Below are 16,112 nucleotides of genomic sequence, written 5' to 3'. Positions count from 1 at the left end.
CCCCGATGCGCATTCCGGCCCGGAGGGGTGCGCGCGCCGCCGGCCCGTGGCAGGGTGCCCGGCCGGGCCCGGTCAGCCGTCGGCGAGCAGGCGGCGCTGGTGCTCGCGCTTGCTGTAGGTCGCCTCCCGGATGGCCTCGTCGCCGTCGAAGTTCGAGCCCAGCGCCCCGGCCATCGTCCCCAGCGAGGCGGCCAGCCAGGTGAGGTGGCCGTAGTCGAAGAGGTCGATCCCGTGCCCGAGCTGCCCGGCGAGGTAGTCGGCGTCCACGACCGCGAGCGCGATCACGAACAGCACCGCCCACAGGAGCAGGTACATCAGGGCCACGCTCAGGCCCACGGTCAGCACGGTGGAGGCGTTGTCCAGGCCCTCCCGCCAGGGCCGGGAGGAGCCGTGCAGGCGGTTCCACAGGCCGTTGTGCACGATCAGCCACGTGCTCAGCGCGGCGACCACCATGGCACTGATGCCCAGCAGGCGCAGCGGGGACAGGCCGTCGGAGAGGTTCCAGATGGAGGCGTAGAAGATGCCGAAGGCGCCGGTGGCCGTGGCGGCGGCCACGCAGCTGGACAGGGCCCGCACGAGGCGCCCGGGCCGGTTGCTGTGGACCATCCCGGCCAGCAGCCGCAGCCGGTTCAGCGCCCCGGGCAGCACGGCGCGCACGACGTCGTCGCCGTCCCCGGGGCCCGCGCGCCGCACGGTGCGGCGGCCCAGGGCCCGGCGCAGCTCGGCCTCGGTGGGCCGCCGGGCGTCCGCGGCGGCGACGGCGTCCACGAGCACGTCCGTGAGCCGGCGCATCTTGCGGCGGAAGAGGTCGGCGCCCATCGCGGGCAGGCACACGAGGGCGGCCCGCTGCTCGAGGTCCACCTCGAGCAGCAGCGGCTCGTCCTCGTGCACGCGCGGGAGGTCGGTCAGGTAGACCACGACGTCCCAGCCGTGCTCCTCGAGCAGCCGCGGGGCGTGGTCGAACAGGGGGATGGTGCCCTCGCCGGTCAGCGGGAGCGTCTCCCGGCTGACCTCCACCGCCCAGCCGCCGGGGTGCCCGTCCCCGCCCCGGCGCAGGTCCTCCTCGAGGCCGCGGACCACCGAGCGGGCGACCTTCTCGGGCAGTCCGGGGTCGGCCATGATCCCGACCGTGCGCGCGTCCGGGCCCGACCGGTGGCTCATGCGGGGCGGCGGGGGTCGGCGGTCACGGCCCGGACGGTCATCGCGTTGCCTCCTGGTCGGCTCGGGAGCCCGCGGCGGGGCGCCGGCCGCGGACCGGCCGGCGCCCCTCACCCTAGCCGCCGGGGCCCGTCACCGTCCCGGGCCGGCCGCCTCCACGGGCTCGACCCGCCGGGCCTGCGAGAAGTCCAGGGCCCAGACCGCGCCGCCGCCGACGGCCCCGAACGGGTTCTGCGGCCCGGCCGGGATGCCCTCGGCCGGGGCGAGGCTGTTGACCGAGGCGTAGACGCGGCGGCCGTCGGTGGCCAGGTCCGCCGGCAGCGGGACGTCGACCCCCCAGCGCGTGGCCTCCGGGTCGCCGGTGTGCAGCACGACCACCCGGCCGGGGACCTGCGCGGGCTCCTCCGCGCCGGGGTCCGCGGCCTCCTCGGAGCCGTCCGCGGACCCGGCGGCGCTCTCCTCGGCGCCGGGCTCCCCGCCGAGCGCCGGCGGGGTCGGGCCGAACAGCTCGGAGACGTAGAGGTGCTCGCCGTCCACGGCCACGCCGGTGACGGCGGTGAAGCCGTCCCAGCGGTCGAGCTCGGTGCCGTCGGCGTCGAACTTCACGACCGAGGCCGCCCCCGGCCGCTCGGAGCCGAGGCCGCCGACGTAGACGTTGCCGTCGCCGTCGGAGGTCAGGGACGTGGGCACGAACTCCGCCGGCCCCGCGGGGTCGTCGGTGCCGTCGGGCAGGGCGGTCGTGGGCCAGGTCGCCCACGCGGTGATCTCGTGCTCGGGGGCCTGCTCCTCGGTCTGCGTGGAGAGGTCCGGGACCACCTTCCACACGGTGTTCGCCCCGGCGTCGGCCACGAGGGCGTAGCCGTCGGGGGCGCCCCCGGGGTCCTCGTCGACGTAGAGCACGGCGTAGGGATTGGAGTGGACCTGCGCCCCGTCCGGGTTGAGCTCCTCCTCCGCGGCCTGCAGGTCCGCCCACGCCAGCACGGAGGTGACGTCCGAGGCCTCCTGCACCGCCACGAGCAGCGACCCGTTGGCCATGGGCGGGCCGGCCGCGTCGTAGCCGGCCACGAGGTACTGGCCGGGCACGTCGGTGGTGTCCACGCCGTTGACGCCCACGGCCGCGACGCCGCCCGGGGCGGTGGCGATGCTCAGCAGCCCCTCGACGGGGGTCGAGACCTCCGGCGACCGGCTGCCCGGGCGCTCCACGAGCGTCACCGCCCCGCTGGGTCCCGCGCAGGCCCCGTCCGGCGAGCACTCCGGGCCCCCGCGCCCGGCCTCGGCGACCAGCAGGTCCGCCCCGTCGTTCGTCCAGTCCAGCTGCCGCGGGTTGTCCAGGCCGTCCACGACGACGCGGTGGCCCGGGGCCTCCCCGCGCCCGTGCGCGACGGCCGGCGGCAGCGCCGCCGACAGCACCACCGCGGCCGCCAGCGCGCCCGTCCCCAGTCTTCTCATGGCCCCCACCTCCGCCACCCCTGCCGCGCGCCCGCCGCGCGACGGGCCCAGGCTACGCCCGGGGGCCCGGGCCCCACCCGGGCGGGGACCAACCGTGACCGGCTCGCGACCTACTCGTCGGTTGCCGGGCGGCGGCGGTCACGGGAGCGCCCCGCCCGCGGCCCGGGACGGGCCCGGCGGCGTGTTCCCGGGGCCCACCCTTGACTCGCCCGCGGACCCGGCGTGCACTCGGAGCGGGAGCGCGGTCCCGCGCCGGAGGAGGAACCACCATGGCCCGCACGCAGGCACGGACGAGGACGGGAACGACGACGGGAGCGCAGCGCCCGGCGCGCCGGGTGCTGCGGGCGGTGGTGGTGCTGGTGCTGGCCCTGGGCTTCGTGGTGGCCGGGGCGCTGCTGACCCTGCCCGGGGCCGGGGCCGCCGAGCTGCGCGAGGGCGAGCGCCTCGTGGTCGGCGCCGGCGAGGTCGTCGGGGAGGACCTCTACGCGGTCGGCGGGGAGGTCGTGGTCGAGGGGACCGTGCGCGGGGACCTGGTCGTGGCCGCCGGCACCGTGACCGTCACCGGCACGGTGGAGGGCGACGTCCTCGCGGCCGCGCGCACGGTGGTCGTCGAGGGCACGGTGGGCGACGACGTCCGGCTCGCCGGCCAGGCGCTGGTGGTGCGCGAGGGCGCCCGGATCGGCGACGGGCTCGCGGTGGCCGGCTACAGCCTGCAGACCGAGCGCGGCTCCGAGGTGGGCGGGGACGTGCTGCTGGCCGCCTACCAGGGCGAGCTGGCCGGGACGGTCGAGGGCTCCGTGACCGCCGGCGTCGAGGCCCTGGCCCTGGCCGGGACGGTCGGCGGGGACGTGCGCGCCTCGGTGAGCACGGCGGAGAGCCCCGCCCCCGCGACCCCGTGGGTGCCGGGGACCGACGTCGCGCTGCCGGCCGTGCCCTCCGGGCTGAGCCTGCGCGAGACGGCGCGCGTGGGCGGGGACCTCTCCTACGAGGGCGCCCGGGAGGCCGAGCTCGCCCCGGGGGCCGAGGTCGCCGGGACGGTCGACTTCCGGCAGGTCGGCGCCCCGGCGCCGGAGGACGCGGCCCCGGCGGGCCCGCTCGCGGTGGTGCTGCTCGCGCTGCGGCGGCTGGTGACGCTGCTGCTCGTCGGGCTGCTCGTGCTGTGGCTCGCGCCCCGGGCCGCCGGGGCCGCGGCCGGGGCGCTGCGCGCGCACCCGTGGCTGAGCCTGGGCTGGGGCGTGCTCGGCGCGGCCGGGGCGGCCCTGGCGGCGGGCGTGCTCCTCGTCGCGGCGGTCCTGCTCGCGGTGCTGCTGGGCTGGGCGACCCTGGGCGGTCTCGCGGCGGCGGTCGTGACCACCGCGGTGGTGGCCGACCTGGTGCTGGTCCTGGCACTGGTGCTCGCGCTGAGCCTGCTCGCCCCGGTCGTGGTCGCCCTCGCGGCCGGCGGTGCGGTGCTGCGCACCCCGGCCGCCGCGTCCTTCGGCCGCCGGGCCGCGGCCCTGGCGCTGGGCCTGCTCGCCTACGCCCTCCTGCGCGCCGTGCCGGTCCTGGGACCGCTGCTGGCCCTGGCCGTGGCCCTGTTCGGCACCGGTGCGCTGCTCGTGGCGGCCTGGGGCGCGCTGCGCTCCCGGCGGGCGCGCCGGGCCCGCGGCGGGCCCGGCGGCCCCCCGGACCGCGGCACGTGGGCCCCGGCGGGCGCGCCCGTGGGGCCGGGACACGGCGCCCCGGCCCCGGGGGACCGTCCCCGGCGCTCCGGGGACGGCACGCCGGTGCCCTGGGCGGGCGCCGCCTCCGGCCGGGACGCCGGAAGCGGCCGGCCGCCCGGGACGGGGCCCGCGGACGGTCCGGACCGCGGAGCAGGTTCCGGCCCGCGCACCGGGCCAGACCGTCCCCGGTGACGGATCAGGCCGCCGGGAGGGTCAGCACGTCGAGGGCCGCCCGCAGCTTCGTGGAGGAGGTCTGCCGGGTGTAGGGGAAGTAGACGACCTCCACCCCGACCGCGGCGAACTCCCGCTCGAGGAGGTCCCCCTTCGGGGTGCCCTTCCAGTCGTCGCCCTTGAAGAAGACGTCGAAGCGCAGCTGGCGCCACGTGTCGAGCTTGTCCAGCAGCACCTCGGCGTGGACCTGGTCCACGTAGCGGATGTGCTCGACGATCTCCATCCGCTCGGCCAGGCCCACCACCGGGCGGTGGCCCTTGGTGATCTCGAGCAGCTCATCGGAGACGACCCCGGCGATCAGGTGATCGCAGTGCTGCCGGGCCTGCCGCAGGATGTTCAGGTGCCCCACGTGGAAGAGGTCGAAGGCGCCGGCGGCATAGCCCACCCGCGGCCCGTGCTGGTCGATGGTCATCTGGTTCCCCCCAGGATCGGGCCCGCGGGGGTCCCCGCGGGCGTCGGTGCGGTCCCCGGCGCAGCAGCCGGGGCCGTGGTCGGTGCGGCCGCCCCCGGGACGGAGCCCGGTCCGGGAGCGGGTGTGGCGGCGGCCTCGCGGCGGCGGCGGCGGCTCCAGCGCTGGACGGGCTCCTCGACGAACCACCAGCAGGCGAGGCCGGCGCCGGTGCCGAGCACCACGTGCACGGCCACCCCGCCGGGTCCGGGCAGCTCCCCCACCAGCGCCGTCAGCCCCCGGGAGACGACGAGGTGCAGCAGGTAGATGCTGTAGCTGGCCAGCCCGATCACCTGCACGGGGCGCAGGCGCATGAGCCCCAGCACGGCCCGCCCGAGCGGGCCGGCGGGCCCGCGCAGGCCCCAGAGCACGACCAGGCACGCGGCCACCGCCTGCAGCGAGTAGCGCAGCGTCTCGCGGAAGAGCTCCTCGCGGATCCCGAGCGAGAGCAGGTACAGGCCCAGGGCGGCGACCACCACCGCGTCCCGGCCCCACCAGCCCGGCAGACCGGGCCCGGCCGGGTCGCGGGTGAGCCGGTGGTGCCACACCGCGGCGAGCACCCCGATCGCGATGGCCTCCAGGCGGGTGTCGGTGCCGAAGTAGATCCGGTCCGCGCTCGCCCCGCCCAGGTGCAGGACCAGCCGGGCCGCGGCAGAGGCCGCGGCGGCGGCCGCAGCCAGCACCCCCAGCGCGAGCGCGGGGCGGGCGCGGCCCACGAGCAGCAGCCACACCAGGGCGAAGCCCACGTAGAACTGCTCCTCGATGGACAGGCTCCAGACCACGATCGAGCCCGGCAGGACGTCGACGGCCGAGTCGGTGTAGCGCCAGTTGAAGAAGAAGAACACCTGGCCCAGCACGTCGGGCAGGCTCACGGGGCGCACGAGCCATGCGTAGAGGGCGGTGGGCACCACGAGCCCCACGAGCAGCGGGGGCAGCAGCTTCAGGGCCCGGCGGCGGTAGAACCCGCCGATGTCGAAGCCCCCGGTGCGCCGGTGCTCCTTGAGCACCAGGTGCGTGATGATGAACCCGGAGATGACGAAGAAGATCGTCACCCCGCTGCCGCCCGGCACGACGTCCAGGCCGGCGTGGCCCAGGACGACGAGCATCACCGCCCCGGCCCGCAGCGCGTCCAGGTGCGCGAACTGCCGCAGCGGCAGGGCCTTCCCGGCCCGTGCGCGCGGCACGACTGACTGCGCTGGCACAGCGCCTCCCCCGTGTTCCCCGGGCCGGCCGCTCCCCCGAGCGTGCCCCGGCCCGATCTCCCCCGTGGGGTCCCCGCAGCGGCGGGGCACCCCGTTGATCGCCTCACTGTACGACGCAGTCGCATCTATTTGCATTCAATAACGGAGGTCACAAGAGGGGACACCACCCGCGTTCCCGATGGTGAACGGCCGGGGTTAGGCTTCATGCGATCCGATGAACTGGGCGCGGGGGCGTCCGGGGACCGCGGGGCCCCACCCGAATTCCGGGGCCTCGCCGCGATCACCGCCGGGGCCGAGGGGGTCCCGGGGACACAGATCCGGGGGGAGCTGAACCGATGAGCTGCGATCCGTCCTGCTCGAGACCAGTCCGAGGGCCGAGGACCCGTGCCGCCCAGGGGCTGCTGACGGCAGCCGTCCTGGCCGCCGCGCTCACCGCCTGCGGCGCCGGCGCCGAGGAGCCCGGCGCCATGGAGGCGTTCGAGGCCGACACCGCCGGGGTGGCCACCACCCCGGTCGACGTGCCCGCCCCCGAGCTGGAGTCGTCCGCGCCCGTGGCCGCCGACGCCCCCGAGGTCGAGGCCGTCGCGGCCGCCCTCGAGGCGCAGGAGGCCTTCACGCCCTCCGACCCGCCGGCCGGCGGCGCCGCGGCCGAGCCCGAGGGCGCAGGCGCCGACTCGGCCCAGCAGACCGGCCAGGACGCGGCGGTCGCCGCCGAGGCCGCCGCCGAGCTGGACCCCGAGGCCGTCGCCGCCGCACAGGAGAGCGCCCGCGGACCGGCGCTGCAGGAGATCCTCGCGACCCTCGCCGAGTTCGAGCACCAGGGGTGGGAGCAGCAGGGCACGCCCGTCGTCGTCGGCGAGCCCGTCACCGCCCCGCTGCCCGCCCCCGAGGAGGGCCCCGACGGGGAGGCCGTGCGCGTGACCGTGTGCCTGGACTCCTCCGCGGTGACCGTGGTCGACCGGGACGGCGCCGTGGTGCGCGGACCCGAGAAGGACCGCCGGGCCCTGCACAACTACGACCTCTTCCGCCAACCGGGCCAGTCGTGGCAGGTCGTCCAGCACGGCTTCCCCGACGACCCGACCTGCTGAGACCCCGAGCCCGGTGAGGAAACCGACCATGCACAGCAACTCTTCCGCGGCCCCGCACCGGCGCCGCCGCGCCGGCCGACGGCGCCTGCCCCTCGTCCTGGCCACCGTCACGGCCATGACCGCGACCCTGCTCCCGTTCGCCCCCGTCACCGCGGCCGAGCCCGCGCCGGCGCCGGTCGACGGGAAGACCTCCGCGAGCGCCGCCGCCTCCTGCTGGGAGATCAAGCAGAAGGACCCGGCCTCGAAGTCCGGGGTCTACTGGCTCGTGACCCCGCAGATGTCCGAGCCCGGCCAGTTCTACTGCGACCAGGTCACCGACGGCGGCGGCTGGGTCCTCGTGGGCCGCGGCCGCAACGACTGGAAGGAGTACTACGAGGGCGTCGGCACGCCCGCCGAGGTCTCCTCCACCGTGACCGGCCCGGCCGCGTTCGCGCCCAAGCAGCTGCCCTCGAAGACCGTGGACGCCCTGCTCAACGGCCAGCGCCCCGACCAGCTCGAGGACGGGATCCGGCTGCGCCGGGCCCGCGACGCCCAGGGCAGCACGTGGCAGGAGGGCCGGATGAAGATCTCCGCCAAGCCCCACTGGAACTGGACCTTCGGCTCCCGCACCCCGGTGACCTCCTTCTCGCTCGTCTACGGCACGGGCGTGGCCTCCGGGACCTCAGGGACCACCAACGACTTCGGCACCAACAACGGCACCGCCCGGGTCCGCTTCCAGGACGTGACCGAGACCAGCTGGCAGCGCGGCTTCCGCTACGGCGACGAGATCACCGGCAGCAACACCTCGACCACCTACCACTGGACCCCGGCCGCCGGCGGCAAGGGCGCGATCCCCTTCACCCAGATGTACGTGCGGCCCAAGGTCACGCAGCAGGCCTTCGAGGGCAAGGCGATCCCCGCGGCCGGAACCCCGGCCGCGGCCCAGCGGGCGCTGCCCAACAGCGGCGCCGAGCCGACCACCTGGGGCGCCGTGGAGCGCGCCGACGGGCAGGACGGCGAGATGAACACCGAGGTCCAGGCCCTCGAGCAGATCGGCTCGACCGTCTTCGCCGGCGGCAACTTCAAGGCCATGCAGAAGAGCTCGACCGGCACCGGCCGCGTCGCCCAGTCCTACCTGGCGGCCTTCGACGTGGCCACCGGCGAACTGCGCACCGGCTTCCGCCCCGTCTTCGACGGCCAGGTCAAGGCCCTCACCGAGCTGCCCGGCGGCAAGCTCGCCGTGGGCGGGCGCTTCAGCACCGTCAACGGGGTGCGCACCCCCGGCTTCGTGGTCCTCGACGCGGCCACCGGGCAGGTGGACGGCTCCTGGAACCTCAAGGTCGAGAACCTGCTCACCAACGGCGTGCTGCAGGTGCGCACCCTCGACGTCGAGGGCGACTGGCTCTACCTCGGCGGGGCCTTCACCCACCTCTCCGGCGGGGACGCCACCGGGCGGGTCTACGCCCGCAGCGGCGCCCGCGTGAAGATCTCCACGAGGACCCCGGACGCCTCCTGGAACCCCGAGTTCAACGGCACCGTGGCGAGCCTCGACGCCTCCCCGAAGGGCGACCGCCTCTACGCGGCCGGGTACTTCAACCAGTCCCAGGGCGCCTCGGCGTTCCGCCTGGCCGCCGTGCGCACCACCGCCGGCGCCCCGCTGGAGACCTGGAACTGGGAGCCCTCCGTGGCCGTGGACTACGCCGACCCCGGCCAGACCGCCTTCCAGCTCGCCGTGCGCGAGCAGGGCGGGACCGTGTGGGCCGGCGGCGCCGAGCACTCGATGTTCGGCTACGACCGCTCCACGTTCCAGCGCACCTCCTGGGGCATCACCTCCCTGGGCGGGGACATGCAGGCCATCACCTCGACCGACAGCACCGTCTTCGGCGCCTGCCACTGCTTCCACTGGTTCAACGCCGGGGCCGACAAGTGGATCAAGAAGGGTGGCAACACCCAGCCCGTGACCGTGGCCGACCGCATCAACGCGGTCGGCGCGTGGGACGCCGCCAGCGGCACCTACCTGCCGGACTTCAACCCCGAGCTGAAGGGCTTCGGCGGCTGGGGCGTGTGGGCCACCCTCGTGGACAGCCGCGGGGTGCTGTGGGTCGGCGGCGACATCAACCGCGCCGTCTCCCGCACCGGCTCGGCCCAGTGGGCCGGCGGGTTCCTGCGCTTCGCCCCGCGCGACGCCGCCGCCCCGGCTGCGCCGTCGGACCTCAAGGTCGCCACGGGCACCGCGGAGGACACCCTGACGTGGACCGCCTCGCCCGAGGCCGGGGTCCGCTACCAGGTGCTGCGCAACGACCGCCCGGTCGCCACCGTCACCGGCACCACCGCGAAGGTGGCCCACCTCGACGGCGCCCGCTACGCCGTGCGCGCCGCCGACGCCGCCGACAACCGCTCCGCCTCGACCCCGGTGGTCACCGCCGGGGACGCCCCGGAGGAGCCCGTCGAGCAGCCGCCGGCCGCCGGCAGCACGCTCGTGGCCGCCGGCTCCGAGTGGCGCTACCACCACAACAAGGAGGTCGCCCCCGGCGAGGGCTGGCGCGAGCCCGGCTTCGACGACGCCGCCTGGAAGAAGGGCTCGGCCGTGCTCGGCTGGGGCTCCGACCAGGTCCGCACCACCCTCGTGGCCGACGGCACCCGCCCGATCGTGACCCAGTTCCGCCGCACCGTCGACGTCGCCGACGCCTCGAAGGTCGCGACGCTCAAGCTCACCACCCGCGCCGACGACGGCGTGGTGGTGTGGGTCAACGGCCACGAGGTGCTGCGCGACAACGTGACCGACGGCTCCCTCGAGGACCACCCCTGGGCCCTGTCCGCCCGCCGGACCGCCACCGCCGTGGCCGAGCCGGTCGAGGTCGAGGTGCCCGCGTGGATGCTGCGCACCGGCAAGAACGTGGTCGCCGCCCAGATGCACTCCAGCTGGACGAACACCACCGACACCAGCTTCGACCTCCGGGTCGAGGCCGCGGCCGGCACCCAGCCCCAGGCCCCGGCCGACCAGCCCGCGCCCGAGGACCCGCAGGAGCCCGTCGAGGAGCCGGCGGACCCCGCGGACCCGGTCGAGGAGCCGGAGCAGCCCGCCGACCCGGACGCGCTCGTGGCCGAGGGCTCGGACTGGCGCTACCACCACGACCGCGCGAACCCGCCGGCCCGCGACTGGGCCGCCCCGGACTTCGACGACGCGGCGTGGAAGCAGGGCTCGGCCGTGCTGGGCTGGGGCTCGGAGCAGCTGGGCACCACGCTCGTGGCCGACGGCACCCGCCCGCTGACCACGTACTTCCGCAAGGACGTCGAGGTCGCCGACGCCTCGACGGTGGAGAAGCTCGTGCTCACCACCCGCGCGGACGACGGCGTGGCGGTCTACGTCAACGGCGAGGAGGTCGTGCGCTCGAACCTGCCCGACGGGGTCCTGGCCTCCGGCACCTACGCGACCGCACCGCGCCGGACCGCCACGGCGGTGGCCGAGCCGGTCCGGGTCGAGGTGCCCGGGTGGATGCTGCGCGACGGGGGCAACGTCATCGCCGCCGAGATGCACTCCAACTGGACCAACACCACGGACGCGAGCTTCGACCTGCGCGCCGAGGTCGTCGAGGGCGCCCAGCCCGAGGCGCCCGCCGAGGTCCCGGACGTGATCGCCCGCGGGGCCGAGTGGTCCTACCGCCACGCCGACTCCGCCCCGGAGCAGGACTGGGAGCAGGCCGGCACGGTGCTCGACTGGGCCAGCGGCCGGGCCCCGTTCGGCTGGGGCACCCCGGTGGCCACGGAGCTGACCACCGACGGCCGCCGGCCGCTGGCCACCCAGTTCCGCAAGGAGTTCACGGTCGCCGACCCCGCCGCCCTGGGCGAGCTGCTGCTCACCACCCGGGCCGACGACGGGATCGTCGTGAAGGTCAACGGCAAGGAGATCACCCGGGCCAACATGCCGGAGGGCGAGCTGGACTGGACGAAGTACGCGCTGAGCGCCCCGCGGACCACCGCCGCGCTGGCCGACCCGGTGACCGCCGTGGTCCCGGTCTCGGCGCTGAAGCCCGGGGTCAACGTGATCACCGTCAGCGTCCACGTGGACTACCGCTCCACCCCGGACGCGAGCTTCGACCTCGAGCTCACGCCCCGGCCGGAGGACGCGGCATGAGCACCGCGCCCGAGACCAGCACCGGCGCCGCGCGGCGCCGGCCCACCTTCCCGGAGGCCCTGGCCGGGCTGCGCGCCGCGCAGAAGCCCGGCCAGGGGGTCCCGGCCTACACCCGGTGGGTCAACCGCCCGCTGGCCCGGTACGCGGCGGCCGAGGCCGCCGCGGCGGGGCTGACGCCCAACGGCGTGACCGCCCTCAGCGCGGCCCTCTCGGCCGCCGGGCTGGTCGTGCTCGTGGCGGCACCGGTCGCGCCGGCCACCGGCGTCGTCGTCGCCGTGCTCCTCGCGGCCGGCTACGTCCTGGACTCGGCCGACGGGCAGGTCGCCCGGCTCACCGGCACCGGCTCGCCCGCCGGGGAGTGGCTGGACCACGTCGTGGACGCGGTCCGGACCCCGGGCATCCACCTGGCCGTGGCCGCCGCGGCGCTGCTGCACCCGCGGCCCGGCCCCTTCCCCGCCGCGGCCCTGGCCGTGCTCGCCGCGGCGTTCGTGCTCGTGGAGGTCGGCCAGTTCATGAGCCAGATCCTCGCCGAGCAGCTGCGCCGCAAGGACGGCCTGGCCGGCCCGCCGGCCGGCGGGACCCTGCGGTCCTTCCTCAACCTGCCCACCGACGCCGGGGTGACCTGCTGGATCTTCCTCCTGTGGGGCGTCCCCGCCCTGTTCACCCCCGCCTACGCGCTGCTGCTGGCCGCCCTCGCGGCGATCAGCGCGGTGTCGATGCGGCGCAAGTACCTGGGCCTGACCACCCGGCCGGCCCGCCCGGCCACCGGCACCACCGCGGACGACGGCGCCGTCGTCGTCCCCCTCACCGACAGGAGCACCCGCCATGTCCGCTGACCTGATCGCCCCCGCCTCCGCACCCACCACCGCGCCCCGCACCGCGGCCGGCTTCGGCTCCGACCAGCCCTCGGTCTCCGTGCTCATCGCCACCGCCGGGCGGCCGAAGATGCTGCGCGAGGCCGTGCGCGCGATCGTCGCGCAGGACTACGCCGGCCCGCTGCAGGTCGTGGTGGTCTTCGACCGGATCGACGTCGACGCGCTGGCCGACGTCGCCGTCCCCGCGGGCGTCGAGCTGCTGACCGTGCCCAACACCCGCACCCCCGGCCTGGCCGGGGCGCGCAACACCGGCATCGCGGCCGCCACCGGCGAGATCATCGCCTTCTGCGACGACGACGACGTGTGGGCCCCGCGCAAGCTCACCCGCCAGGTCGCGCACTGGACCCTGCACCCGGAGGCCTCCGCGATCGCCGGCACGATCCGCATCGTCTCCCACGACCGGGAGATCTCGCGCACGCCCCAGCCGGTGGCCACCTTCCCGGAGCTGCTGGCCGACCGGATGATGGAGATCCACCCCTCCGCGCTGATCTGCCGCCGCGCCGACCTGCTCGGGCCCGTGGGCACCGTCGACGAGGCGCTGCCGGCCTCCTACGGCGAGGACTACGACCTGCTGCTGCGCCTGGCCCGCCACGCCCCGGTGCACTCCGTGCCCGAGACCGTGCTGACCGTGCGCTGGGACCGGCCCTCGTTCTTCCGCGAGAAGTGGGCGGACATCGCCGCGGCCCTGGACTACATGCTGCGCAAGTTCCCCGAGTTCGAGACCAGCGACCGCGGCACCGCCCTGCTCGCCGGGCAGGTGGCCTTCGCCCACGCCGCCTCCGGGCAGCGCCGGCAGGCCGTGCGCTGGGCGCGCGCCGCGCTGCAGCACGACGCCACGCAGCTGCGGGCCTGGGGCGCGCTCGTCGTGGCGACCGGGCTGATCGGCGCGGAGCGGCTGCAGAACGCCGTGTCCTTCTTCGGCCGAGGGCTGTGAGACGGCCGTGACCGCGCCGACCCCCACGGTGGTGGCCCCGGCCCCGGTGCGCCGGGGCACCGGGGTCCTCCCCGCCTGGCCGCTGCTGTCCCTGTTCTGGGGCCTGCCCCTGTTCTGGGCCTCGGGCGCCCTGCAGTTCGCCCCCACGGTGCTGGCCGTGGTGATGCTCCTGCTGCTGCTCCTGCAGCGGCGCGAGGTCCGGGTGCCCTGGCCGGCGTGGGTGCTCGGCGCGTTCCTGCTGTGGATGCTCGCCAGCTCCGTGCAGATCGACAGCGTGGGCTCCTGGGCCGGGTTCGCCCTGCGCTGGATCAACCTCGCCGCCGCGCTCGTCTACGTCGTCTACTACTGGAACGCCCGGCAGAGCCTCGACCACCGGCGGTTCCTGCGGGCCGCCGTCGTCGCCTGGGCCACGCTCGTGGGCCTCGGGCTGCTGACGTTCGTGATCCCCGAGGCCCGGCTGACCACCCCGGTGGGGCTGCTGCTGCCCCAGGGGATCACCTCCAACGCCCTGGTGCAGAACTACTTCTTCCCGCCCCTGGCCGAGGTCCAGCTGCCCTGGGGCGCGCCCGAGGCCTACAACCGACCCGCCGCCCCGTTCCCGTACACCAACGGGTGGGGCTCCGGGTTCGTGATCCTCACCCCGCTCGTGCTCGCCCACCTGACCACCGTCCGCTTCCGCGCTCGGCACCTGCTGATCGTCGCCGGGCTGCTGGCCTCCCTGGCCCCGGCCGTGGCCACGACCAACCGCGGCATGTTCCTGGCCCTCGGCCTGGCCCTGGGCTACGTGCTGGTCCGCATGGTCCTGCGCGGGCGCGTGGGCATCGCCCTGGCCGGCGGCGGGGCGGTGGCGGCCGTGGGCGCGTGGCTCGTGGCCAGCGGGGCGGTCGAGCGGATCCTGGGCCGCCAGGAGTACAGCGACAGCACCGGAACCCGCTCCGACCTCTACCGCGACACCTTCCTGGCGACCCTCAAGGCCCCGCTGCTGGGCTACGGGGCTCCGGTCTACGACGAGACGGTCGGCATCGAGATGGGCACCCAGGGCTACGTCTGGACCCTGATGTTCTGCTACGGGCTCGTGGGCCTCGGGCTGTTCATGACCTACCTGCACGGGACGACCCTCGCGACCCTGCGGGCGCGCACCACCACGGGGATCCTGATCCACGCCGTGCCCGTGGCCGCGTGCGTGTTCTTCACCTTCTACGGCCTGGACGCCGTGCAGTTCATCCTCATCAGCCTGAGCCTGGCCGTGCTGCTGCGCTCGCGCCGGTACGGGGAGGGGCTGTGAGCGGGCCCGGCCTGGCGCGCAGCGGGTCGCTGACCTTCGCGTTCGTCGTCACCGGGGCGGGCCTGGCCTTCGGGGCCACCCTGGTGGTCTCCAACGCCGCCGGCGCAGCCGCGGCCGGGCAGTTCTTCCAGGTGGTCGCCGTCCTGGCCATCGCCACGACCGTGTCCACCTTCGGCGCCGACACCGGGCTGGTGCGCTCGCTGCCGGCGCTCACCGCCCGCGGGCAGGGTGACGGGGTGGCCGCCGTGCTGCGGATCGCCGCCCGGCCCGTGCTGCTGCTCGCGGCCGGGGTCGCCGCCACCGCGGTGCTGCTGGCGCTGCTGCCCGGAGTGCTGCCCGCCGAGGTCGGCCCGGCCGTGCTGCTGGCCGCGCCCTTCCTCGTGCTGGGCGCCCTGCTCAACCTCGCCTTCGGGACGCTGCGGGGGCTGCACCGGGTGCCGACCTTCTCCTTCCTGCAGAACGTGGCCCTGCCCTCGCTGCGCGTCGCGGCGGTCGCCGCCGTCGTCGCCGCCGGCGGCGGGCTGCTGGCCCTCACCGCCGCGTGGAGCGTCCCGGTCGCGGCCGTGGCCGTGGCGGCCCTGCTCCTGCTGCGCCGGCTGCTGCGCGGACTGGACCGCGCGCCGGGAGCCGCTCCCCCGCCGCCGCCGGACCGGCAGCGCCGGGCGTTCTGGTCCTTCTCCTCGGCCCGCGGGGTCACCGCGGTGGTCGAGGCGCTGCTCGAGTGGCTCGACGTCCTGCTCGTCGCCGCGTTCCTGGGCCCGGCCGCGGCCGGGGTCTACGGGGTGGTCAACCGCTGCATCCGCGTCGGCGCCATGCTCGACCACACCGCCCGCATCGTCACCGGCCCCTCCATCAGCGCCGCCCTGGCCGTCGACGACCACGCCACGGCCCGCTCCGTGTTCACCCGCACCACCGCGGTGCTCGTGGCCGGGGCCTGGCCCTTCTACCTCACGCTGCTGCTCTTCGGCCCCGGGGTGCTCGCCGTCTTCGGCGAGGGCTTCGGGTCCGGCTACCCCGCCATGGTCGTGATCGCCTCGGCGATGCTGCTGGCCGTCTCGGCCGGCGGGGTGCAGTCGCTGCTGCTGATGGCCGGGCGCAGCCGGTGGCAGCTGATGAACAAGTCCGCCGCGCTGGCCGTGGCCGTCGCCCTGAACCTGTGGCTGATCCCGCAGTGGGGGCTCGTCGGCGCGGCCACGGCGTGGGCCGCCTCGGTGCTCACCGACACCGGGCTCGCGCTGTTCCAGTCCGTGCGGCTGCTGGGCATCTCGCCCCGCTGGTCCGTGGTGGGCGCCACCGCCGCGGCCGCCGCACTGGCCACCGGAGCCTCCGGCCTGGGCGTGCGCGCCCTGCTGGGCCCGGGCATCCCGGGGCTGCTCGTGCACGGGGCGGTGCTGGGCCTGCTGCTCGCCGCCGCGGCGGGGGTGCTGCTCGCCCGCCGGCGTGCCGCGCAGCAGCGCCCCGGCACCACGGCACCCGCCGTCAGCCCCGGCACCACGGCGCCCGCCGTGGGTTCCGCCTCCGCCGTCCGGGGGACGGCGGAGGCGGACTGTGGCCCGAAGAGACCACGGGCCGGGAAGGACCCGCTGTGGTCCCGATGAGTTTGCATCTGTAACATTCAAAGCGAT

Annotated in this window: 11 protein-coding genes; 7 read left to right on the top strand and 4 right to left on the bottom strand. The window is 76.2% G+C overall.

Features of this window, described 5'->3' with window-relative positions; translation table 11 throughout:
* Positions 1-72: 72 nt before the first annotated feature.
* Positions 73-1,119, bottom strand: a complete 1,047-nt coding sequence (locus AS188_RS07300) for a hypothetical protein (protein WP_157570916.1) — start codon at positions 1,117-1,119, stop codon at positions 73-75.
* A 171-nt stretch (positions 1,120-1,290) separates the two neighbouring features.
* Positions 1,291-2,607 (bottom strand): ScyD/ScyE family protein, encoded by a 1,317-nt coding sequence (locus tag AS188_RS07295; RefSeq protein ID WP_058858298.1) that lies wholly within the window; start codon positions 2,605-2,607, stop codon positions 1,291-1,293.
* 269 nt (positions 2,608-2,876) lie between these two features.
* On the opposite strand from AS188_RS07295, the gene AS188_RS07290 reads away from it, so the two are divergent.
* Positions 2,877-4,502: a polymer-forming cytoskeletal protein gene (locus AS188_RS07290; RefSeq protein ID WP_147050373.1), complete on the top strand. Its 1,626-nt coding sequence runs from the start codon at positions 2,877-2,879 to the stop codon at positions 4,500-4,502.
* A 4-nt stretch (positions 4,503-4,506) separates the two neighbouring features.
* On the opposite strand, the gene AS188_RS07285 is transcribed toward AS188_RS07290, so the two are convergent.
* Together AS188_RS07285 and AS188_RS07280 are read right to left on the bottom strand one after the other, a co-directional pair.
* Positions 4,507-4,953 (bottom strand): FAD synthase family protein, encoded by a 447-nt coding sequence (locus AS188_RS07285; RefSeq protein ID WP_058858296.1) that lies wholly within the window; start codon positions 4,951-4,953, stop codon positions 4,507-4,509.
* Positions 4,950-6,191: an acyltransferase family protein gene (locus tag AS188_RS07280; RefSeq protein ID WP_169797989.1), complete on the bottom strand. Its 1,242-nt coding sequence runs from the start codon at positions 6,189-6,191 to the stop codon at positions 4,950-4,952. Before AS188_RS07280 ends, AS188_RS07285 begins: the two co-directional genes overlap by 4 nt.
* Before the next feature lie 335 nt (positions 6,192-6,526).
* On the opposite strand from AS188_RS07280, the gene AS188_RS07275 reads away from it, so the two are divergent.
* The 6 genes from AS188_RS07275 to AS188_RS07250 are packed head-to-tail and all read left to right on the top strand — an operon-like array spanning position 6,527 to position 16,085.
* Entirely contained in the window at positions 6,527-7,279 is a 753-nt protein-coding gene (locus AS188_RS07275) for a hypothetical protein (RefSeq protein WP_147050370.1), read from the top strand.
* 28 nt (positions 7,280-7,307) lie between these two features.
* Positions 7,308-11,393, top strand: a complete 4,086-nt coding sequence (locus AS188_RS07270; RefSeq protein WP_058858293.1) for a fibrinogen-like YCDxxxxGGGW domain-containing protein — start codon at positions 7,308-7,310, stop codon at positions 11,391-11,393.
* Positions 11,390-12,229 (top strand): CDP-alcohol phosphatidyltransferase family protein, encoded by an 840-nt coding sequence (locus AS188_RS07265; RefSeq protein WP_058858292.1) that lies wholly within the window; start codon positions 11,390-11,392, stop codon positions 12,227-12,229. The genes AS188_RS07270 and AS188_RS07265 overlap by 4 nt, the downstream gene beginning before the upstream one ends.
* The gene (locus AS188_RS07260) at positions 12,219-13,202 is read left to right on the top strand and encodes a glycosyltransferase family 2 protein (protein ID WP_083529308.1); all 984 of its coding nucleotides are present in this window, start codon (positions 12,219-12,221) and stop codon (positions 13,200-13,202) included. Before AS188_RS07265 ends, AS188_RS07260 begins: the two co-directional genes overlap by 11 nt.
* 7 nt (positions 13,203-13,209) lie before the next feature.
* Positions 13,210-14,487 carry a hypothetical protein gene (locus AS188_RS07255; RefSeq protein WP_058858291.1) on the top strand — a complete coding sequence of 426 codons (1,278 nt, stop codon included), beginning with the start codon at positions 13,210-13,212 and terminating at the stop codon, positions 14,485-14,487.
* The gene (locus tag AS188_RS07250) at positions 14,484-16,085 is read left to right on the top strand and encodes a lipopolysaccharide biosynthesis protein (RefSeq protein WP_058858290.1); all 1,602 of its coding nucleotides are present in this window, start codon (positions 14,484-14,486) and stop codon (positions 16,083-16,085) included. Before AS188_RS07255 ends, AS188_RS07250 begins: the two co-directional genes overlap by 4 nt.
* Positions 16,086-16,112: the final 27 nt, after the last annotated feature.

It is taken from the genome of Kocuria flava (assembly GCF_001482365.1).
Lineage (GTDB): Bacteria > Actinomycetota > Actinomycetes > Actinomycetales > Micrococcaceae > Kocuria > Kocuria flava.
Note: the sequence above shows the minus strand (reverse complement) of the source record. Positions and strands in the feature narration are given on the sequence as shown.